This window comes from Streptosporangium roseum DSM 43021, from assembly GCF_000024865.1.
GTDB lineage: Bacteria > Actinomycetota > Actinomycetes > Streptosporangiales > Streptosporangiaceae > Streptosporangium > Streptosporangium roseum.
The window spans coordinates 1479861-1500849 of the sequence record NC_013595.1 but is presented as its reverse complement, the minus strand read 5'-3'; the positions used below and the strand labels follow the sequence as shown (position 1 = coordinate 1500849).

The 20989-nt window shown below is 72.1% G+C and carries 17 protein-coding genes; 9 read left to right on the top strand and 8 right to left on the bottom strand.

Annotated features, from left to right (window positions below):
* Positions 1 to 221 precede the first annotated feature (221 nt).
* The 3 genes from SROS_RS48565 (at position 222) to SROS_RS53780 (ending at position 5524) form a co-directional block, all read left to right on the top strand.
* Complete coding sequence (locus SROS_RS48565) at positions 222 to 788, top strand: hypothetical protein (protein WP_063610287.1); 567 nt, start codon at positions 222 to 224, stop codon at positions 786 to 788.
* An 80-nt stretch (positions 789 to 868) separates the two neighbouring features.
* The gene (locus SROS_RS06880; protein ID WP_012888172.1) at positions 869 to 5317 is read left to right on the top strand and encodes a cation-translocating P-type ATPase; all 4449 of its coding nucleotides are present in this window, start codon (positions 869 to 871) and stop codon (positions 5315 to 5317) included.
* 81 nt (positions 5318 to 5398) lie between these two features.
* Positions 5399 to 5524 carry a hypothetical protein gene (locus SROS_RS53780; protein ID WP_012888171.1) on the top strand — a complete coding sequence of 42 codons (126 nt, stop codon included), beginning with the start codon at positions 5399 to 5401 and terminating at the stop codon, positions 5522 to 5524.
* A gap of 104 nt (positions 5525 to 5628) precedes the next feature.
* Here the strand turns inward: SROS_RS53780 and SROS_RS06875 are convergent, their stop codons facing one another.
* The 7 genes from SROS_RS06875 to SROS_RS06845 all read right to left on the bottom strand — a co-directional run bounded on the left by SROS_RS06875 (position 5629) and on the right by SROS_RS06845 (position 11550).
* Positions 5629 to 6924 (bottom strand): glycoside hydrolase family 3 protein, encoded by a 1296-nt coding sequence (locus SROS_RS06875; protein WP_245564580.1) that lies wholly within the window; start codon positions 6922 to 6924, stop codon positions 5629 to 5631.
* Between the two features lie 91 nt (positions 6925 to 7015).
* Positions 7016 to 8698, bottom strand: a complete 1683-nt coding sequence (gene ptsP / locus SROS_RS06870) for a phosphoenolpyruvate--protein phosphotransferase (RefSeq protein WP_012888169.1) — start codon at positions 8696 to 8698, stop codon at positions 7016 to 7018.
* Positions 8695 to 8952, bottom strand: a complete 258-nt coding sequence (locus SROS_RS06865) for an HPr family phosphocarrier protein (RefSeq protein ID WP_012888168.1) — start codon at positions 8950 to 8952, stop codon at positions 8695 to 8697. The genes ptsP and SROS_RS06865 overlap by 4 nt, the downstream gene beginning before the upstream one ends.
* Before the next feature lie 45 nt (positions 8953 to 8997).
* Entirely contained in the window at positions 8998 to 9636 is a 639-nt protein-coding gene (locus tag SROS_RS06860) for an HAD family hydrolase (protein WP_012888167.1), read from the bottom strand.
* Between the two features lie 91 nt (positions 9637 to 9727).
* Positions 9728 to 10174 (bottom strand): PTS sugar transporter subunit IIA, encoded by a 447-nt coding sequence (locus tag SROS_RS06855; RefSeq protein WP_012888166.1) that lies wholly within the window; start codon positions 10172 to 10174, stop codon positions 9728 to 9730.
* Between the two features lie 52 nt (positions 10175 to 10226).
* A complete protein-coding gene (locus tag SROS_RS06850; protein WP_012888165.1) occupies positions 10227 to 10463 on the bottom strand; it encodes a PTS sugar transporter subunit IIB in 237 nt (78 codons plus the stop codon).
* 52 nt (positions 10464 to 10515) lie between these two features.
* A complete protein-coding gene (locus SROS_RS06845) occupies positions 10516 to 11550 on the bottom strand; it encodes an SIS domain-containing protein (protein WP_012888164.1) in 1035 nt (344 codons plus the stop codon).
* A 160-nt stretch (positions 11551 to 11710) separates the two neighbouring features.
* Here SROS_RS06845 and SROS_RS06840 point away from each other — a divergent pair, with 160 nt between their 5' ends.
* From SROS_RS06840 to SROS_RS06825, 4 genes are all read left to right on the top strand, one after another.
* The gene (locus SROS_RS06840) at positions 11711 to 12451 is read left to right on the top strand and encodes a GntR family transcriptional regulator (protein ID WP_012888163.1); all 741 of its coding nucleotides are present in this window, start codon (positions 11711 to 11713) and stop codon (positions 12449 to 12451) included.
* A gap of 36 nt (positions 12452 to 12487) precedes the next feature.
* Positions 12488 to 13828, top strand: coding sequence for a PTS transporter subunit EIIC (locus SROS_RS06835; RefSeq protein ID WP_012888162.1), 1341 nt, complete (start codon positions 12488 to 12490; stop codon positions 13826 to 13828).
* Positions 13829 to 14046: 218 nt separating this feature from the next.
* Positions 14047 to 15381: a PTS transporter subunit EIIC gene (locus SROS_RS06830; protein ID WP_012888161.1), complete on the top strand. Its 1335-nt coding sequence runs from the start codon at positions 14047 to 14049 to the stop codon at positions 15379 to 15381.
* A gap of 361 nt (positions 15382 to 15742) precedes the next feature.
* On the top strand, positions 15743 to 16252 hold the full coding sequence (locus SROS_RS06825; RefSeq protein WP_012888160.1) for an Rv3235 family protein: 510 nt from the start codon (positions 15743 to 15745) through the stop codon (positions 16250 to 16252).
* Between the two features lie 77 nt (positions 16253 to 16329).
* On the opposite strand, the gene secA is transcribed toward SROS_RS06825, so the two are convergent.
* The gene (secA, locus tag SROS_RS06820; RefSeq protein ID WP_012888159.1) at positions 16330 to 19137 is read right to left on the bottom strand and encodes a preprotein translocase subunit SecA; all 2808 of its coding nucleotides are present in this window, start codon (positions 19135 to 19137) and stop codon (positions 16330 to 16332) included.
* Between the two features lie 252 nt (positions 19138 to 19389).
* On the opposite strand from secA, the gene SROS_RS06815 reads away from it, so the two are divergent.
* Positions 19390 to 19644: an HGxxPAAW family protein gene (locus SROS_RS06815; protein ID WP_012888158.1), complete on the top strand. Its 255-nt coding sequence runs from the start codon at positions 19390 to 19392 to the stop codon at positions 19642 to 19644.
* Positions 19645 to 19734: 90 nt separating this feature from the next.
* A complete protein-coding gene (locus SROS_RS06810) occupies positions 19735 to 20916 on the top strand; it encodes a winged helix-turn-helix domain-containing protein (protein ID WP_012888157.1) in 1182 nt (393 codons plus the stop codon).
* The last annotated feature ends 73 nt before the right edge of the window (positions 20917 to 20989 follow it).

The window sequence follows — 20989 nt, the reverse complement described above, 5'->3', positions numbered from 1 at the left end:
CGGGGATGGCCCCAGAGCCAGATAACCGCACGTGGGAGGCACCATCGACCTCCCACGTGCGCCACCCGAACCGATGCCTCGACGTCTTCTGAGGAGGGGCCTTGAACGTAGGCCAGAGGGTCCGTGAAACGCGCACCCCCGCATCGTCGAAGTCCGCCACACCTGTCAGGCGCAAGCCCGCGGAGGGCCGGACCGCGCGGGAGAGACCCACGGAGCGGGCCGTGGAGCAGCAGCCGGCGGAACACGGGCACGACGGGCACTCGTTCACGCTGAACCTGCCGATGATGACCGTGCAGTTCCGGCCACCGCGCCTTCATCTGCCGCACCTGCCGCACGTCAACCGGCAGGAGGCCGGCCACGCCGTCGACGTCGCCAGGTCGTTGCTCCCGCCGCCGGAGCGCCTGATCTACTACGGCGGGCTCGGCGCACTCGCGGTGGTGGGGGCGATCGAATGGCCGGTGGCTGCCGCGATCGGAGTCGGGACGCTGGTCGCCCAGCGTGCCCGCGCCGAGCGCCGGCCGGAGAGCCCCGCGTTCCAGCCGGCGGCCCCCTCGGACCGCACGCCCACCGCCGCCCGGCCCACGACCGCCCGTACGGCCACCGCCCGCACGGCCGCCACCCGGACGACCACCGCCGCAGGCCGTACCCCCGCCACCCGGACCACCACCTCAGGCACCCGGACCGCCACCGCCCGCACGGCCACCGCCCAGACCGCCACCGCCGCAGGCCGCACCTCCGCCACCCGGACCACGACCGCCTCGGACCGCGGGAGCGCGGCCACGCCCTGACGGCGGTCCGGTGACACGGCCGGTCGGGCCGTGTGCCGCCACAGCCTGACGGTCCGAGTGTTTCCCCGCTGGAGAGCCGAATGTTGCTGTCGCGTGTGCTCACGCTTTCCACCGAAGCGCTGTGGGGCGCCGTGCCCGACGCGATACGGAACGCCTTGCCGCGTCCTCGCGGGAGGCGGCCCGCTCCCGGCGGGTTCCACGTCGACCTGCGCGCGATCGGCGGGCCGGGCACCGAACGGGTGGCGCGGCGGCTCGAAGAGCTGTTGCTCGCGCTGGACGGGGTGGAGCGGGCGGAGGTCAACGGCGCCCTCGCCGCCGTCTTCGTGGGAGGCGACGCCGACCTGGTCGACCTGGACGAGCTGATGTCGATCATCGATGAGCTCGACTCCGAGCAGGATGCCGCGGAGGACCGGGAGCAGGCCTGGGGGTCGTCGCTGTCCAGCGTGGTGGAGCAGCACACCCGCGCGGGCCTCAGGCTCGGCGCGAGCCTGGTCGGAGCCGGGCTGGCGTTCGCCGGGCGCGCGGCCCACCTGCCACCGCTCTTCCCCACCGTCCCGACCCTGCTGCACCTGGCCGAATCCACCCCGGCGGTCCGCGCCGAGCTGGAACGCCACCTCGGCCGGTCGGCCACCGGCGCCCTGTTCACAACGGCGAACATCGTCGCCGGCACGCTCGCCCTGCGCCCGCTGGGACTGCTGGTCCACTCCGTCTCCGCCGCCGGCCGCTACGCGGAGGCGCGCGGCACGCAGCGGGCGTGGGAGCTGCACGGGCGGCGGCTGGCCTCCAGGGAGGGCGCCTACCGGCACACCCGGGCGCCGAAGAGACCGCGCCCGGCTCCCCGGGTGCACAGCCCCGTGGAGAGGTTCGAACGCGCCGTGGCCCCGGTGGCGCTGGGCGCGTCGGGGCTGACGCGCATCGTCGGCGCCGGTCACCGGCGTGGGCTGGCCATGCTGGTCGCGACGACGCCCAAGGCGGCGAAGGTGGGCCGCGAAGCCTTCTCCTGCGCGGTCGGACGCGCTCTGGCCAGGCGGGGCACGGTCGTTCTCAACAGCGAGGCCCTGCGTCACATGGACGGCATAGACACGGTCGTCCTCGACGCGGCCCTTCTCGACACGGGCTCCTGGACGGTCGACCGCGTCGTGCCGCTCGCCGACGACGTGACCGCCGACGAGCTGCACGCGCGGCTCTACGCCCTGCTCGACCTCACCGACCCCGCGGCCCGGCGGGAGCGCGGCACCTGGGCGGCCGGGCCTCTGGCGGACCTGGCGGGACTCCTCCCGGCGGACGCCCCGGAATGGGCGGCTCGGGGCCTCCGGCCCGTCGGCGTGACGCGGCGGGGCCGGCTGGTCGCCGTGGCCGGGCTGGCGCCGGAGGCCGACCCCCTGGCGGAGGCGGTCGTGGCGGCGGCCAAGGGCGGCTGCACCGTCATGCTGGCGGGAGGCGACCGAGGGCTCGCCAAGCGCCTGGCCATCGACGAGGTCGTGCCGGGCGGCCCCCGGCTGGCCGCGTCGGTCCGCGCGCTCCAGGCGGGCGGTCACGGGGTCGCCGTGGTGTCGAGGCGTTCCAGGGCCGCCCTGGCCCAGGCCGATCTGGGCATCGGCGTGCTGGGCCGGTCGGGCCGCGTGCCGTGGGACGCGGACGTGATCGGTGAGTTCGACGGGATCCACCTGCTCCTGAGCTGCCTGGCACCGGCGAGGAGGACGAGCGAGCGGTGCGTGTGGCTCAGCGTGGCGGGGGCGGCCGCCGGGGCCACGCTGACGGCCGCCGGAGCGCGGGAGGCGTCGGTGCGCCGGGCTCAGCTCGTGAACGACTGCGCGGCGCTGGCCGCGATCGCCCTGGGCGAGTGGGCGGGCCGCGAAGCCGGACGCGGAGCGCCCCCGGTCGGCGCCGACCGCACCCCCTGGCACGCCATGCCGGTCGGGGAGGTGCTGTCCCGGCTCGGCTCCTCCCCCTCCGGCATCTCCGAGGCGGAGGCCCTGCGGCGCAGGCCCCCGCCGGGACCGGACGGGCCCGACGGCCCCGATTCACTGCTGCGCGTGTCCGCCCAGGAGCTGGCCAACCCGCTGACCCCGGTGCTGGCGGCGGGAGCGGGCGTGTCGGCCGTGGTCGGCTCGCTCGCCGACTCGGCGCTGATAGGCACGGTCCTGATCGTCAACGCGCTCATCGGCGGGGGCCAGCGGTTCGCCGCCGACCGGGCGCTGCACCGCCTGACCGAGACGGTCGCGGTCCGCGTACGGCTGCGCCGTCCCCACGCGAACGCGAACGCGGGCACGGGCGGGGGCGGGGGCGCGAACGGGGGCAGGGGCACGAACGCGGGCACGGGCGGGGGCACGGGCGGGGGCGCGACGGCCGGCGACCTCGTGGCGGGCGATGTCGTCGAGCTGCGCGCGGGCGACGCCGTACCGGCCGACTGCCGGGTGCTCAGGGCCGTGGGCCTGGAGATCGACGAGGCGGCGCTGACCGGCGAATCCCAGCTCGTCGCCAAGTCGCCGGCGCCCGTCAGCGCCGCCGCCGTCGCCGACCGGAGCTCGATGGTCTACCAGGGCACGACGGTGGCGGCCGGCCATGGACTGGCCGTGGTCGTCGCGGCGGGCGAGGCGACGGAGTCGGCCCGGACGGCCCGGCTCACCGCGGACGGGCGTCCGCCGACCGGCGTGCAGCTGCGGCTGCGGGCGCTGAGCCGGCGGGTCCTCCCGGTCGCGATCGGTTCCGGCGCCGTCCTGCTGGCCGCCGACCTGCTCCGCGGCAGGTCGCTGTCGGAGGCGCTCGCACCCGCGGTGAGCCTGGCCGTCGCCGCCGTGCCCGAGGGGCTCCCCTTCGTCGCCTCGGCCGCGGAGCTCGCCGCCGCCCGGCGGCTGTCGACCCGTAACACCCTGGTGCCCACCCCCTCCACGATCGAGGCCCTGGGCCGGGTGAACGTGCTCTGCTTCGACAAGACCGGGACGTTGACCGAGGGGCACATCAGCCTGCGGCGCGTTTCCGACGGGCGTGCCGATCGTCCCGTGGAGGAGCTGGTACCCGGGCTGCGGCGGATCGTGGCCGCCGCGCTGCGCGCGAGCCCCCGCCACGACACCGGGCGGCTCGTTCCCCACCCCACCGACCGCGCCGTGCTGGACGGCGCCCGGCGGCTGCGCGTGACGCCCGAGGAGGGGCCGGGCACCTGGCAACGGGTCGACGAGCTCCCCTTCGAGCCCGGCCGCGGCTATCACGCGGTGCTCGGCCTGAGCGGGCCGGGACACCTGCTGAGCGTCAAAGGCGCCCCGGAGGTCGTGCTCACCCGATGCGCGGCCCTGCTCCGTGAGGGCGGCCCCGTCCCCCTTGACGGACCCGCCAGGGCGGAGCTCGAAGAGGAGATCGACAGGCTCGCCCGGCAGGGGTACCGGATGCTCGCGGTGGCGGAGCGGCCCGCCTCCGACCGCCGGGACCTCGACGAGTCCCGCATCGAGGGACTGACCTTCCTGGGCTTCCTCTGCCTGGCCGACCCCGTCCGGCCCACCGCGGCCGAGAGCGTCGGCCGCCTGACGCGGGCGGGCGTCCGGATCGTCATGGTCACAGGCGATCACCCGAGCACCGCCGAGGCGATCGCCGCCGAGCTCGGCGTGCTGAACGGCGCGCGGATCATGACGGGGCCGGAGCTGGACGACCTCGACGACGACGCCCTGACGAAGGTGCTGCCGGACGTGACGGTCTTCGCCCGGACCACTCCGGCGCACAAGGTCCGGATCGTCGACTGCCTGCGCCGCTCCGGCATGGTCGTGGCGGTCACCGGCGACGGCGCCAACGACGCTCCCGCAATCCGCGCCGCGGACGTGGGGATCGCCCTCGGGTCCCGTGCCACTCCGGCGGCTCGGGCGGCGGCCGACGTCGTGGTGACCGACGACCGCATCGAGACGATCGTCGATGCGATCATCGAGGGCAGAGCCATGTGGAGTTCGGTCCGCGACGCCCTGAGCATCCTGCTCGGCGGCAACATCGGCGAGATCGTCTTCGCGGTCGCGTCCAGCCTCCTCACCGGCCGGAACGTGCTGAACGCCCGCCAGCTCCTGCTGGTCAACCTGCTCACCGACATGCTGCCGGCGATGGCGGTGGCCGTCCGGCCTCCGGCGGCGACCAGCCCCGAGAGGCTGCTCGCCGAGGGGCCGGAGGCCTCGCTGGCCGCCTCCCTGACCCGGGACATCTACCTGCGCGCCGCCGTCACGGCGGCCGCGGCAGGCGCCGCGTGGTCGATCGGGCGGATGACCGGCACGCGGGCACGGGCGGACACGGTCGGGCTGGTCGCGCTGGTGTCGGCGCAGCTGTTCCAGACACTGGCCCTGGGCGGCCGGGACCGCGTGGTCGCACTGGCCTCGCTGGCGTCTCTGGCCGTTCTGGGCCTGGCCGTCTCGCTCCCGGGCCTGTCCCGGTTCTTCGGCTGCCGCCCGCTCGGGCCCGTGGGGTGGGCCATCGCGTTCGGGAGTGCCGCCGTCGCCACCGCTCTCGGCACGGCGGTCCAGACCTCGACGCGCGAGATGTCATCGACCGTTCACTGAACGGCCACCCCGAGACGCCGGTTCATATAACTTCCTCCTGAAATATCCAATTAAGAGCTTCTTATTAGCTGTGAGGTAGTTATGTCCGGATTCCTGGCCTCGGTTCTCGCCAAGGCGGCGTTCCTTCTGCTCGAAGCGCTCGTCATGCGCGTCGTCCAGTCCCTCGTCCTCGCGATGGCCCGGCGCGGCGTCCACCAGCCCGCATGACCGGTCTCGCATGACCGGTCACGCACGGCAGGCTTCACATGACCGGTTGCGCATGACCGGTCTCGCACGGCAGGCCCGCGAGCGGGGGGAACACCGGCTCGCGGTCAGCGGGCCCGCGCGTTGATGAGCTGGGCGACCTTGCGGTGCTCGGCCGAGCGCAGCACCCGCTCGGCCTCGGCCGGGTCGGCGACCGGCGCCCGGTCCAGCAGGCCCCGCGCGGCCTTCAGCTTCAGCAGCCGCCGGACGGACTGGTCGAGCCGCGCGGTGGAGATCTTCCCGGACTTCACCGCGGCCAGCACCGCCCCGTAGGCCTTGGGGAAGTCCGGCGGCATCAGCAGCAGGTCCACCCCGGCCTGGATGGCCCGCACGGCCACCTGCCCGTCCCCGTACTTCTTGCGCACCCCCGCCATGTCCAGCGCGTCCGTCGAGACGACCCCGTCGAAGCCGAGCTTCTCGCGGAGCAGCCCGGTCAGGATGGGCTTGGAGAGCGTGGCGGGGTCACCGGACGGGTCGAGCTTGGGCATGACCACGTGGGCACTCATGATCGCGTCGATGTTCTTGCCGATGGCCGCGGCGAAGGGAGGCGCGTCCAGCTTGTTCCACTGGGACAGGGAGTGCTGGATCACCGGCAGCCCGGAGTGGCTGTCCACGTTGGTGTCGCCGTGGCCGGGGAAGTGCTTGGCCGTACTGGCGATGCCGGCGTCGTGGAAGCCCTGGACCGCCGCGGCGACCATCGGCGCCACCTTCTTCGGGTCCGAACCGTAGGCCCGGGGGCCGATCACCGGGTTGCGCGGGTTGATGTTCACGTCGGCGACCGGGGCGAAGTCGAGGTTGATGCCGAGGGCGCGCAGCTCGGTGCCCGTGACCTTGGCCGCCTTGCGGGCCAGCGAGGGATCGCCGGTCGAGCCGATGACCGAGGCGCCGGGCATCTCGGTGACCAGCGGGGCCATCCGGGAGACCCTGCCGTTCTCCTGGTCGGCGCCGACCAGCAGCGGGATCTCCGGCGACGCCTTCTGCAGCCCGTTGGTCAGCGCCACGACCTGCCGGACGTTCTTGACGTTGCCCGCCCAGGGGAACAGGATCACCCCGCCCGGCCGGTATCTGGCGACCGCCTTGGCCGGGGTGCCGACCCCGAACCGCGCCTGGTTCTCCCCCGACACCGTGTCCGCCGCCGAGCCGTACAGCACCGGCATGAAGAGCTGCCCGACCTTGTCCTCCACGCTCATCCGCGCGAGCACGGCCTCCACCTTGGAGGCCCCCGGGGTCGCGGACGCCGCGGACGTCGCGGACGGCGAGGGGGCGGTCGTGGCCGTGCCGTTGACCTGCCCCGCGGCCTGCCGGGCGGGCGGGGTCGCCCCCGCTCCCGTGCCGGCACATCCGGCCACCATAGTCGCGATCACTGCCAGACCAGTCGTACGAATGCACCGAACCATGAGACCCACGCTATCCGGGCCGGCGACCCGAGGCGCCGGACCCGGCCACTTCACCGGCTCACAGAGCCAGTCCGGCCAGTCCGGGCAGGTGGGAGCGGGCCGCGGCACGCGCCTCCTGCGGGGAGGTCCCGGCCAGGGCCGCCTGCGCGGCGAGACGGCACTGCTCGCGGGTGTGCCGCGACAGCGCGGCCCGTACGGCGGGCAGCGCCGGAGGGGCCATCGACAGCGAGGTGACGCCGAGCCCGGCCAGCACGCAGGCCAGGACCGGGTCGCCGGCGGCCTCCCCGCACACCCCGCACGGCCTGCCGTGCTCGGCGGCCCCGGCCACGGCCAGGGCGACCAGGTCGAGCAGCGCGGGCTGCCAGGCGTCCTGCAGCGCGGTCAGCGCGCCCACCTGTCGGTCGGCGGCGAAGGCGTACTGGGTCAGGTCGTTGGTGCCCAGCGAGAAGAAGTCCGCCTCCTCGGCCAGGTCGGCGGCGCGCAGGGCGGCCGCCGGGATCTCGATCATCACGCCCGCGGACGGCAGCCCCGCCTCCTTGCAGGTCGCCACGTACCAGGCGGTCTCCTCAGCGGTGGCCACCATCGGGGCCATCACCTGGAGCTTGGCCGAGGAGCGGGCGGCGGCTCTGGCCAGGGCGGCCAGCTGCGTGTTCAGGATCTCCGGATGCGCCCTGAGAAGCCGCAGCCCGCGCTGCCCCAGCGCCGGGTTCGGCTCCTCGCCCTGCGGGGGCAGGAAGGCGAGCGGCTTGTCCGCCCCCGCGTCGAGCGTCCGCACGACCACCCGGCCGCCCGGGAAGGCCTCCAGCACCTCCAGGTAGGCGGCCTCCTGCTCCTCCCCCGACGGCGCCGTCGTCCGGTCCAGGAAGAGGAACTCCGTCCGGTAGAGCCCGACGCCCTCCGCCCCGTGCTCCAGGGCGCCGTCCACATCACGCGGCCCGCCGATGTTGGCCAGCAGCGGCACGGCGTGGCCGTCGGCGGTCATCCCCGGCCCGGTGGTGGCGGCGAGCACGGCGTCCCTGGCGGAGGCGGCGTTCCTCGCCGTGGCCACCTCCTCCTCCGAGGGCGCGGGCCGTACGAGACCGGAGACCCCGTCCACCAGCACCGGCGTGCCCGGCGCGATCGAGGTGGCCCCCGGACAGGCGACGACGGCCGGCACCCCCATCGCGCGGGCGAGGATCGCGGTGTGGCTGGTCGGCCCGCCCTGCTCGGTGACGAAGGCGGCCACCACGTCCCGGGAGAGCAGCGCGGTGTCGGCGGGCGCCAGGTCACGGGCGATGAGCACGTACGGCTGCGCCGCCCGGGAGGGCAGGCCGGGCACCGGCAGACCCTCGATCACCGCGATGGCGCGGTCCCTGACGTCGTCCAGGTCGGCGGCGCGCTCGCCCAGGTATCCCCCGGCGTCGACGAGCATCTCGCGGTAGCCGCCGAACGCCTCGTAGACCGCGCGGGCCGCGCTCTTGCCCGCGTCGATCAGGCCGGCCACCCCGACGGCGAGGCCGGGGTCACGGGCCATCAGCGCCTGGGCGCTCAGGATGTCCTGAGCCTCTCCGCCGGCCCGGACCCCCCGCTCCTCCAGGTCGGCCGCGACCCGCTCCAGCGCCCGCGCCGCCCTGTCCCGCTCCGCCCCGGCGTCCCCTCCGTGCCGGGCGTCGGGCGCCGGCACCGGTGTCTCGTACGCGAGGACGTAACCCGGCCCGAAGCCGACGCCCGGACTCACGCCCACCCCCGTGAGCGCGGTCATGGTGCCGCGGCGATGAGGGCGAGCTGGTCCAGGATCTCGTCGGCGCCCTCGCCCTCGGCCTTGATCACCACCGTGTCGCCCTTCCGGACGTCGAGCGACAGGACCGCGAGGATGCTCTTGGCGTTCACCGGTTGCCCGCCTCCCTTGGCGACGGTGACGTCCAGCGGAGCCTTCGCCGCGGTCTGCACGAACGTCGCCGCGGGACGGGCGTGCAGACCGACCTCGGACTCGACGGTGACTTGGCGCTCGGCCACATGCTCCTCCTGCAAGAGTCGGCCGGGCGGTCTAGACCGCCCGGCTCACTGATCGGTCGGCGGAGGCCATTGAACCCCCGTCAGATCGGCGACCACGAGATCCGCCGCGGTGAGCTCCGTGCCCGCATGGGTCGTCGCTATGCCCACACACCTCATACCCGCCGCCTTGGCCGCCGCAATCCCGGCGATCGAGTCCTCGAAGGCGACGCAGTGCGCCGGATCGACGGAGAGCCGCCGGGCGGCCAGCAGGAACCCCTCCGGGTCCGGCTTGCCCACGACCACGTCCTGGGCCGACACGACGGTGAGCACCAGGTCGCGTATCCCGGTCTCCGCGAGCCGCGCCTCCGCCCAGTCCAGGGAGGCGGAGGTGACGACGGCGATCGGCGAGCCGTGCGCCGAGACCCTGCGGACCAGGTCGGCGGCGCCGGGCACCGGCACGACGGCGGGCAGGCCGGGCTGCTCGTTGAAGGACATGACCTCGCTGATCAGGTCGTCGATCCGCCTGCCGGGAAAGAGATGGGCCCGCTCGGCCAGGACGTCGCGCCCGCGCCGTCCCATGAAGCCGCGCAGCACGACCTCGTCGTGGCCGACCCCGTGCCGGTCGAGCAGCATCGCCCACATCGCCAGGCTCCGGTGCTCACTGTCGATCAGTGTGCCGTCCAGGTCGAACAGCGCAGCCTTCATGGTCGTACTCGCCTCCGGGTCTGTCATCGTCGTGGATCGCGCTCCGCTGCCGTCCGCCGCCCGGATCTCCATACCCACCGGCCCCGGGGCCTCATGCCCACAGGAAGAGCTCGTCTCCCGCGCGGACGGCGCCCTGGGCGAGTGTGGTGACGGATCCCTCGACCGCGTCCAGCGCGACGACGGGGCAGACGGGGGAACGCCCGCCCGCCTCGATCTCCAGGGGGTTCCACACCACCACGGGCTGTCCCGCGCTCACCTGGTCCCCCTCGGACACCAGCAGCCGGAATCCCTCACCTTTGAGCTGCACGGTGTCGATGCCCAGGTGGACCAGGACTCCCCGGCCGTCGTCGCCGACGACGACGAACGCGTGGGGGTGCAGCTTGACGATCTTACCTGTGATGGGTGAGACGGCCTCGCCGGGCTCCCTGGCGGGCTCGATCGCCGCTCCGGGCCCGACCAACCCCTCGGAGAACACCGGGTCGGGCACTGCCCTCAGGCCCACGGCCGCCCCCGCGACCGGGGCCAGAACTGTGGTCATCACAACCCCCTCGGCATGTCCCCGCCCGTGCGGGCGGGGACGGCCCGGCCTCTCAGCCGATGATGTCCTCGATGTCGCTGGCGATCGTGTCCGCCTCCGGGCCCACGACCACCTGGACGATGTTGCCCGCGGCCATCACCCCGTGCGCTCCGGCCGCCTTGAGAGCCGCCTGATCGACTTTGGAGGCGTCACGCACCTCGGTACGGAGCCGGGTGATGCACGGTTCGATCTCAATGATGTTGTCCACACCACCGAGCCCCGCGATGATCGCGTCGGCGTTGGCCGCCATGTCGCCCTCCAGTCGTCATCGGTCTTTGACCAGGCTAAACGACGCCGGGGGATCAGTCGGTCTGGGTCACCTTGTTGAGACCGCGGGGTGCGTCGGGGTCGATCCCCAGCCTGCGCGCGAGGGCCTCGGTCAGCAGCTGCCCGGGGACGATGAGGCCGAGCGGGGCGACCCATTCGGGGAGGTCGGGGCCGTTCAGCGCGGCGGTGGCGACCGAGGAGAGCGCGGTGCCGCCACCGACGGTGAAGGCCGAGGCGCCGGCGCCGGTGACCCGCTCGGCGAGCGCCACGGTGCCGGCCAGGGTCGGCCCCTCGCCGGCCGCGACCAGGATGGCCGGGGTGTCCTCGTCGACCACGGCGATCGGACCGTGCAGCAGGTCGGCGTAGGACAGGCCCATGGCGTGCAGGTAGCACGCCTCCTTGAGCTTGAGCGCCAGCTCAAGCGCGGTGGAGAAGGCCAGGCCGCGGCCGGAGACCACGACGCCCGGCTTGTCGGCCAGACCCTCGACGATCGCGTCCAGGTCGCCGGGCTCGGCGATCAGCTTCTCCACCGCGTCCGGCACCCGCTGCAGGTCGGCGGCGTCGACGTCGGCGCCCAGGCCGAGGCCGAGCACGGCCAGCGCGGCGAGCTGGGTGGTGTAGGTCTTGGTGGCCGGGACAGCCTTCTCCTCGCCCGCGAGCGTGCACAGCGCGAGGTCGGCGGCCTGGGCGAGGGGGCTCTGCTCGCCGCCGTTGGTGATGGCCACCGTCCTGGCGCCGCAGTCCTTCGCCCAGGCGAGGGTCTCGACGATCTCCTCGGTCCGGCCGGACTGGGAGAGCGCGACGGCCAGGACGCCGTCGAGGTCCAGCTTGCGCTTGTAGGTGGTGGCGATCGAGGGCGCGGCGAGGGTGGACAGACGGCCCGTGTGCGCTTCAGCCAGGTAACGGCCGTAGACTGCGGCATTGTCGGAGGTGCCACGGGCGATGAACAGCAGCTGACGGGTCTGTCCCGCGAGCTGTTCCACCTCCCCGACCCTGGGGAGGAGGGCGTCCAGCGTGGCTCGCAACGCAGCGGGCTGCTCGGCGATCTCGCTGCGCATCTTGGTCGTCATCTAACGCTCATCCTTCGGTTCGGGCCGGCGAGATCGGGCCGTTATCGATCCGTCGCCGGTCCGTACATTGACACCCTTTTCCGGCCTGTGGTCTAGTCCGGACTAGACCAGTACGAACCATAACTCATCACCACATCTCAGATCGAGAGGGGAGGATTCCATGGCTCAGATCGATCCGGACAGCCCGGTACCGAAGTACTTCCAGCTTCGGGAGATCCTCCTCGACCTCATCGAGAACAACGAGCTGGCGATCGGCATGGCGATCCCGTCCGAGCGCGAGCTCTGCCAGCGCTTCGGGCTGTCCCGGATGACCGTACGGCAGGCCGTCGACCACCTGGTCTCCGAGGGCAGGCTGCAGCGCGTCGCGGGCAAGGGGACCTTCGTGGCCCGCCCCAAGATCGAGATGGCCCTCCGGCTGACCTCCTTCAGCGACGAGATGCGCGCCCGGGGCATGGAACCCGGCTCCCGCGACCTGGACCGCCGGGTGGTCAGGGCCAGCGCGCACCTCGCCAGGGAGCTCGGCATCCGGCCCGGGGACGAGGTGCACTTCATCGAGCGGCTGCGCACCGCGGCCGACGAGCCCATGTGCATCGAGCGGGCCCACATCCCGGTCTCCCTCGCGCCCGACCTCGACACCCACGACCTGACGGGCCGTTCCCTGTACGCGCTGCTCGAGACCCGCTACGGCCTGGTGCTCGACGCGGGCGAGCTCACCATCGACGGCGGCATAGCCGATCCCGGGGACGCCGACCTGCTGAAACTGCCGCGCGGCGGAGCCGTCCTGCTGCTCCAGCGACGCTCCTTCGCCGGAGGTGTCTGCGCCGAACTCGGGGTCTCCACCTACCGCGCCGACCGCTACCAGCTCCGCACGGTCCTGGAAATACCGGCGCGCCGCGCCTGACCTCCTCCCTCCCCCCACCCCCTGGAGGAAAGTCCGATGAGTTCCACCTCAGCGGACGCGGGTCTCCCCGCCCCGCCCTCGGCCGGATCCGCCGTGATGAGCGTGCTCCAGCGCCTGGGCCGCTCCCTCATGCTGCCGATCGCGGTCCTGCCGGCCGCGGGCCTGCTGCTCCGGCTCGGGAAGGACGACCTCGTAGGCCGGACCGACAACCCCCTGCTCGACGACGTCGCCCACGTCCTCGGCACCGCGGGCGGCACGCTCTTCGACAACCTGCCCATCCTGTTCGCGATCGGCGTCGCCATCGGCTTCGCCCGCAAGGCCGACGGCTCCACCGCCCTGGCCGCGCTCGTCGGCTACCTGGTCTTCCACGCCGTCAGCATGACCATGTTCTTCAACCTCTTCGACGACCGGCTGAAGGTCTCGATCTCCAACCGGCTGTTCGACCCCGCCAACCCCGGCGTCCCGGAGATGGCGCTCAACCTCGGGGCGCAGAACCCGACCCGGGTGCTCGGCGGCATCGTCATGGGCCTCGTCTCCGCGCTGCTGTGGCAGCGCTACTACCGCACCAAGCTGCCCACCTGGCTGGCCTTCTTCGGCGGGCGCCGTCTCGTGCCGATCCTCACCGCCTTCGCCGGGCTGGTCCTGGGCGTGTTCTTCGGCTTCATCTGGCCGATCATCGGCAACTGGCTCCGCGCCTTCGGCACCTGGCTCGCCGAGAACAGCACGGTCGGCGCCGGGGTCTACGGCATGGTCAACCGCGCGCTGCTCCCGCTGGGCCTGCACCACATCGTCAACAACGTGGTCTGGACCCAGGTGCCGGAGTGCGTGGTCGACGGCAAGCAGCTCGCCGGCGACCTGGTCTGCTTCAACAACGGCGCCATGGGCTACGGCGGTTTCGAAGCCGGCCTCTACCCGATCCTCATGTTCGGCCTGCCCGCCGCGGCGATCGCCATCTGGCGGGCCGCGCCGCCGCACCGCCGTACCGCGGTCGGCTCGATCATGATCTCCGCCGCGCTCACCGCGTTCCTCACCGGGATCACCGAGCCGATCGAGTTCGCCTTCATCTTCGTGGCCCCGGTCCTGTTCGTGGTGCACATCGTCCTGACCGGCATCTCCCTGGCGATCGCCTCCGCCCTGGGCGCCAAGCTCGCCTTCAGCTTCTCCTCCGGGCTGATCGACCTCGTCCTGTACGGCACCGCCCCCAACGCCCAGGGCGTCCCGATCATCATCGTGATGGGCCTCGTCTACGCGGCGGTCTACTACACCGTGTTCAGCTTCCTGATCAGGAAGCTGAACATCATGACCCCGGGCCGGGAGCCCGAGCCCGACGTCGACTCCGGCGAGCCCGCCACCCCGCCCCCCGCCAGACCGGCCTGATCCGGCCCCTCCGGGGCGCGGGACGTTCCCGGGATCCCCGGACCCGCCGGGCTCCGGGACCCCCGCCTCGGCGGCTCCGAGGCCGCGGCGTCCGGCCCCGGCGGCGCGTCGACGGCCGCGGGTTCACGACCACGTGGCCACGGAGCCGTGTATTCACGGGGCCGGGTGGTAGATACCAGACATCCCCCTGTACGGCGCGGCACGCAGGGGGTTCGGGGATGGGCACGGCAGCCGTGGAACGCGGCCCTTCGATCTGGTCGTCGGTCTTCGCGATACTCCAGCGCATCGGACGCTCGCTGATGATGCCGATCGCGGTGCTGCCCGCCGCCGGCCTGCTGCTCAGATTCGGCCAGGAGGACCTTCTCGGCCGGACGGACAACGCCTTTCTCGACCAGGTGGCCGCCGTCTTCGCCGCCGCCGGCGGTGCCCTGTTCGACAACCTGCCGCTGCTGTTCGCGGTCGGCGTCGCCATCGGCTTCGCCCGCAAGGCCGACGGTTCCACCGCCCTCGCCGCGGTGGTCGGCTACCTGGTCTTCGACCGGGTCAGCAAGACCCTGTTCTTCACCGCCTCCCCCACCTCCGAGGTCTACAAGAAGATCGCGCTGACCGTCGTGGGCCCCGACGGACGCCCCCTGCCCCTGCTCAACCTCGGCGTGCAGAACCCCACCGGGGTCCTGGGCGGCATCGTCATCGGCATCACCGCCGCCCTGCTCTGGCAGCGCTACTACCGGGTCAAGCTCCCCTCCTGGCTCGCCTTCTTCGGCGGACGGCGGTCCGTCCCGATCGTCACCGCCGTCGCCGCCCTGATCCTCGGGGTGATCTTCGGCCTGCTCTGGCGGCCGGTCGGCGACTGGCTGGCCACCGTGGGAGACTGGCTGGCCGCCCACGGCACCGCGGGCGCGGGCGTCTACGGCGTGGCCAACCGCCTGCTCATCCCGATCGGCCTGCACCACTTCCTGAACACGATCGTCTGGTTCACCCTCCCCGAGTGCCAGGCCGGGGTCGACGGCGCGACCAGGAACGCCTCCGGCGACCTGAACTGCTACTTCGCCGGCCAGGACGGTGCCGGGATCTTCATGACCGGCTTCTTCCCGGTGATGATGTTCGGCCTGCTCGGCGCCGCCATCGCGATGTGGCAGGCGGCTCCGCACGGCAAGCGCGCGACCGTCGGCGGCATCATGCTGTCGGCCGGTCTCACCTCGTTCGTAACCGGCATCACCGAGCCGCTGGAGTTCGCCTTCATCTTCGTGGCGCCCGTGCTGTTCGTGGTGCACGCGCTCCTCACCGGGCTGTCGATGGCCCTGATGGCCGAGCTGGGGGCCCGGCTCGGGTTCACCTTCTCCGGGGGCGCCATCGACATGCTCCTCAACGCGGGCAAGTCCAACACCCACCGGGTCGGCCTGATCATCGTCTTCGGCCTGATCTACTTCGTCGTCTACTACCTGCTGTTCACCATCCTGATCAGGAAGCTGAACCTGGCCACCCCGGGCCGCGAGCAGGAGGACGCCGAGCCCCCGCCGAGCACGGCCACCACCGGTCCCCCCACCCCCTGAACCGGATACGGCCACCGGGTCCACCCTCTGAGCCGGGTACGACCACTGGAGTCCCCCTGAACCAGGTACGACCGCCGGAGTCCTCCTGAACCGGGTACGACCACTGGAGTCCTCTCCCTGAACCGGTGCGGCCACCGGGTCCCCCCGCCCCCCGAACAGCGTTTCGGCCGTCCTTCCGGAGATCACGACTCATTCCGGAACCGCTCCCACCAGGTCGGGAACCGATCCAGCTTTAGGTCATCTTCTCCGCCTAAACGGGCGAAACACCGGGGATCACGGGGAAGTTGGCGCCCGATGTATCTGGACAGGGGGCCGGAAACTCCTAGATGTGTCAGTTCCCCCGACGAAAATCGGAGTTGCCATGTCCCGTACGCCACGGCCGGTTCCGCTCCCCCGGATCGCGCCGTCCCCCTCCGCCGAGCCGCCCTACGACGACGAGCGCCCGGCAGGGGACGTCCCGGCCGCCCCGCCGTACGTCCAGGGGGCGCTCGCCCTCGCCTACGACCCCGAGCCGGTCGAGCCGCCGGTCCGCAGGCCGTTGATCTGGGGGCCGCCGGGCGCGGTCCCCGACGAGCGGCGGCTGCGAGCCCTCGGCCAGGCCGTCGCCGAGATCCTGTCCGGCAGGCGGCCGCCTTCGAGCGTCTCCTCGCTCCTGACCGAACGCGCCCACGCCGAGCTGGTCAGGAGCGGGAAGATCATCAACTGCACGCGGCCGCCGCTGGTCGGCACGCCGCACGTGTCCCAGCCCAAGGACGGGGTCGTGGAGATGTGCGTGCTGGTGCACTGCGGCGACCGGCCGCGCGTGCTGGCGCTGAGACTGGAGCGCAAGGGCGTGCAGTGGCTGTGCACCGACTTCGAGGCGACCCCCTGACCGCACGCCGTGGCGCGTGCCGTACCGCGTGAAAGCCGAAGGGCCCGCACGGTCTGTGCGGGCCCTTCGGTCGGCGGTCAGGCCTCGACGTGCCTGGGGTCGCCGTGGCAGCGCTTGTACTTCTTGCCGGAGCCGCAGGGGCACGGGGCGTTGCGCTCGACGTTGCCGTAGGCGTCGCGCTCCGCCTTGCTGCTGATCCGGGTGTGCTCGACCTCGCCGCTCTCGCCGGGCGCGGTGTATTCCAGCTCGGAGGGACGCTGCGGGCCACGCAGACCGCGAGCGATGATCGAGCGGGTCTCCGCGACCGCCGCGTCCTCGTGCTCGTGGTCGTGGTCGTGCTCTTCGACGATCGGGTTGGTCTGCACCTCGACCTCGAGGTTGAACAGGTAGCCGACCGACTCCTCCTTGATGCCCTCAAGCATCTGGGAGAACATGTCGAAACCCTCACGCTGGTATTCGATCAGGGGGTCGCGCTGCGCCATCGCGCGCAGGCCGATGCCCTCCTGGAGGTAGTCCATCTCGTAGAGGTGCTCGCGCCACTTGCGGTCGAGGACCGACAGGATGACCCGGCGCTCCAGCTCCCGCATGGTATCGGGGCCGAGCTCCTCCTCACGGAGGTCGTAGGCGGCCATCGCGTCCGCCTTCACCTTCTCGTTGAGGAACTCCGCGGTGAGCTCCTCACGCCCGCCGGCCTCCTCAAGGACGCCGTCGATGGTGAGGGTGGTCGGGTAGAGCTGGCCGATCGCCTTCCACAGCTTGTCGAGGTCCCACTCCTCGGCGAAGCCCTCGGCGGTGGCGCCGGCGATGTATTCGTCGACGACGTCGTTGATGAAGCTCCGGATCTGCTCGTGCAGGTCCGCGCCCTCCAGGACCCGGCGGCGCTCGGCGTAGATCACCTTGCGCTGCCGGTTCATGACCTCGTCGTACTTCAGAACGTTCTTGCGGATCTCGAAGTTCTGCTGCTCGACCTGGTGCTGGGCGGAGGCGATGGCCTTGGAGACGATGCCCGACTCGATCGGGACGTCGTCCGGGATGTTCAGCCGCGTCATGATCATCTCGACCCTGGCCGAGTTGAACAGGCGCATGAGGTCGTCTTCGAGCGAGAGGTAGAACCGCGACTCGCCCGGGTCGCCCTGGCGGCCGGACCGGCCGCGGAGCTGGTTGTCGATACGCCGCGACTCGTGCCGCTCGGTGCCCAGCACGTAGAGGCCGCCGAGCTCGGTGACCTCGTCGTGCTCGGCCCGCACGGCCTCCTTGGCCTTCTCCAGCGCCTCGCCCCACGCCTTGTCGTACTCGTCGGGGGTCTCGACGGGATCCAGGCCGCGGTTGCGCAGCTCGACGTCGGCGCGGAAGTCGGGGTTGCCGCCGAGCATGATGTCGGTGCCTCGACCGGCCATGTTGGTGGCCACGGTGACGGCGTGCTTGCGGCCCGCCTCGGCGATGATCGCCGCCTCACGCGCGTGGTTCTTGGCGTTGAGGACCTCGTGCTTGATGCCCTTGCGCTTGAGCTCCTTGGCCAGGCGCTCGGACTTGGCGACGCTCGTGGTGCCGACCAGGACCGGCTGGCCCCTGTCGTAGCGCTCCTTGATGTCCTCGACACACGCCATGAACTTGGCGTCCTCGTTCTTGTAGACCACGTCGGCCTGGTCCTTGCGGATCATCGGACGGTTGGTCGGGATCGGGACGACGCCGAGCTTGTAGGTCTGGTGGAACTCGTTGGCCTCGGTGGCCGCGGTGCCGGTCATGCCGGAGAGCGTCTTGTAGAGGCGGAAGTAGTTCTGCAGCGTGATCGTGGCGAGAGTCTGATTCTCGTCCTTGATCTTCACGCCTTCCTTCGCCTCGATGGCCTGGTGCATGCCCTCGTTGTAGCGGCGGCCGTGCAGGACTCGGCCGGTGAACTCGTCGACGATCAGGACCTCGCCGTCGACGACGATGTAGTCCTTGTCCTTCTTGTAGAGCTCCTTGGACTTCAACGCGTTGTTGAGGAAGCCGACCAGGTGGGTGTGCTCGGGCTTGTAGAGGTTGTCGATGCCGAGCCAGTCCTCGACCTTCTCCACGCCGGACTCGAAGATGCCGACGGTGCGCTTCTTCTCGTCGACGGCGTAGTCGCCGGTGTTCTCCTCGCCGTCCTTGCCCTCGGTGCCCCTGCGGAGCCGGGGGACGATCTTGGCGAACTCGGCGTACCACTTGCCGGACTGCTCGCCGGGGCCGGAGATGATCAGCGGCGTCCTGGCCTCGTCGATGAGGATCGAGTCGACCTCGTCGACAAGGCCGTAGTTGTGGCCGCGCTGGACGCACTCCTCCAGCGACCAGGCCATGTTGTCACGCAGGTAGTCGAAGCCGAACTCGTTGTTCGTGCCGTAGGTGATGTCCGCGTTGTACTGCTTGCGGCGCTCGTCGGGCGGCATGTTCGCCAGGATCACGCCGACATCGAGGCCGAGGAAGCGGTGGATGCGGCCCGTCTCCTCGGAGTCACGCTTGGCCAAATAGTCGTTGACCGTGATGACGTGGACGCCGTTGCCGGAGATGGCGTTGAGGTAGGCGGGGAGCGCACAGGTGAGGGTCTTGCCCTCACCGGTGCGCATCTCGGAGATGTTGCCCATGTGCAGGTTGGCCCCACCCATGATCTGCACGTCGAAAAGACGCTTGCCCAGCACGCGCCGGGAGGCCTCACGGACGGTGGCGAAGGCTTCGGGGAGCAGGTCGTCGAGCGACTCTCCGTCAGCGTGACGCTGCTTGTAGTCAGCAGTCAGCGCGCGGAGTTCGGCGTCGGTCAGGCTCTTGAAGTCGTCCTCAATGGAGTTGACCTGGTCGGCGATCCGCTTGAGCTTACGCAGAAGCTTGCCTTCGCCTGCGCGAAGAATCTTATCGAGAAAGGCTGGCACTTTAGGTAAAGCTCCTCGCAGGTCTTCCGTGGCCGGACCGGCCCGGATGAGGACGAGACACGGTTCTCCGCTGCCATCGTAGGCGGTTCTACCACCAGACACAGCCACCCTGAAAGACGCTCTTCGCATCCGGGGAGTTCCCCGCGCCCTTTTTATTGGGAGTAGTAGCCAGCCTAAAGGGTATGCCGGTTTGCGCACGCGCATGGCGAAGAGCTCGACCGTACGGGCGCGTCGCGACCCGAGGGAGCCGCCGTGGAGGACGACGCGCAGCGGGCGAGCCACGGGGGCAGGGCGTCGTCGTGGCTGGCAGTGACCGTGATCGTGCTGGGTTTCGCCATCGGCGGGGTGGGGCTGTGCCTGGGCCCCATGTGGCCGCTGTTCTGGATGGGCGCGGCCGTGTGCGTCCTGGGCGGAATCCTCCTGCTGGCCTTCCAGGTCTTCCGGGACGTCGTCCTCGACGCCCCGCGCGCGCCGTACCGGCAGGCCGGGGCGGAACCGTCCGAGTGACACCTGCATAAACATTTTGTCGGTGTGGGACGCTAACCTCGGCGTCATGCTGACGTTCCGCCCCCTCCCCGGCTCCCCCGGGGGTCGATCATGACGGTCACACTCTCCGCCGACGAGGCCCGCCGGATCATCCTCCGCGCCCAGGGCCTCCTCGGCGCCGACGCCCGCCGCGGCGGCGCCCCCGCGACCCTGCGCCGCCTGGGAGCCGTCCAGCTCGACACGATCTCCGTCCTCGCCCGCTCCCACGAGCTCGTCGCCTACGCCCGTCTCGGCGCCGTCGGCAGGCAGCGGATCGAGCGCGCCTACTGGGACGACCCGGCGCAGGCCTTCGAATACTGGTGCCACGCCGCCTGCGTCCTGCCGATCGACGACTGGTCCCTCTACGCCTTCCGGCGCAGGTATCTCCGCGCCAGGAAATACCGCTGGCACGAGGTTCCCGGCAACGTGGACAAGGTGCTCGAGCAGGTGCGCGAGAGCGGCCCGATCACCACCGCCGACATCGGGGGCGCCAAGAACGGCGGCCTGTGGTGGGACTGGTCCGACTCGAAGATCGCCATCGAGTGGCTGCTGGACATCGGCGAGGTCGTCTGCACCCGCCGCGTCGGCTGGCGCCGCGTCTACGACCTGACCGAACGCGCGGTCCCCGCCCACCTCCTGGCCGAGGACCTCTCCGACGCCGAGTGCATCACCCGCCTGGCGGGGATCGCCGGCCGCGCCCTCGGCGTGGCCACCCGGGCCGACCTCGTCGACTTCCTCCGCCTCAGGCCCGCCTATGCCGCCCTCCTGGACGCCTCGCTGCTCGACGGCAGCGCCGGCCTCACCCCGGTCCAGGTCTCCGGCTGGCCCGACCGCTCGGCGAGCGCGTGGGCCGATCCGGCCGCCCTGGAGGGCGAGCCGCGGGGCCGCCACCGCACGACCCTGCTGTCGCCGTTCGACTCCCTCGTCTGGGACCGCGCCCGGACCGCCCGCGTCTTCGGCTTCAGCCACCGGCTTGAGGCCTACGTCCCCAAGGAGAAGCGCGTCCACGGCTACTTCACGATGCCCGTCCTCGCCGGGGGCCGGCTGATAGGCCGGGTCGACCCCGCCCGCGAGGGCTCCACGCTGGTCGGCCGCCAGGTCAGCCTCGAACCCGGCGTCAACCAGCGCAAGGGCGCCGAGTCCCTGGCCGACGCGCTGTGGGAGGCCGCGAGCTGGGTCGGCTGCGACGACGTCCGCGTCGACCGCGTCGACCCGCACCTGTCCGCGCCCCTGCGGCACGCCCTGGCCCGCTGAACTCCAGGCCGAGGCCCGGCCGAACCCCGGACCCGCCGGCCACCAGGCCCAGGCCCGGCCGAACCCCGGACCC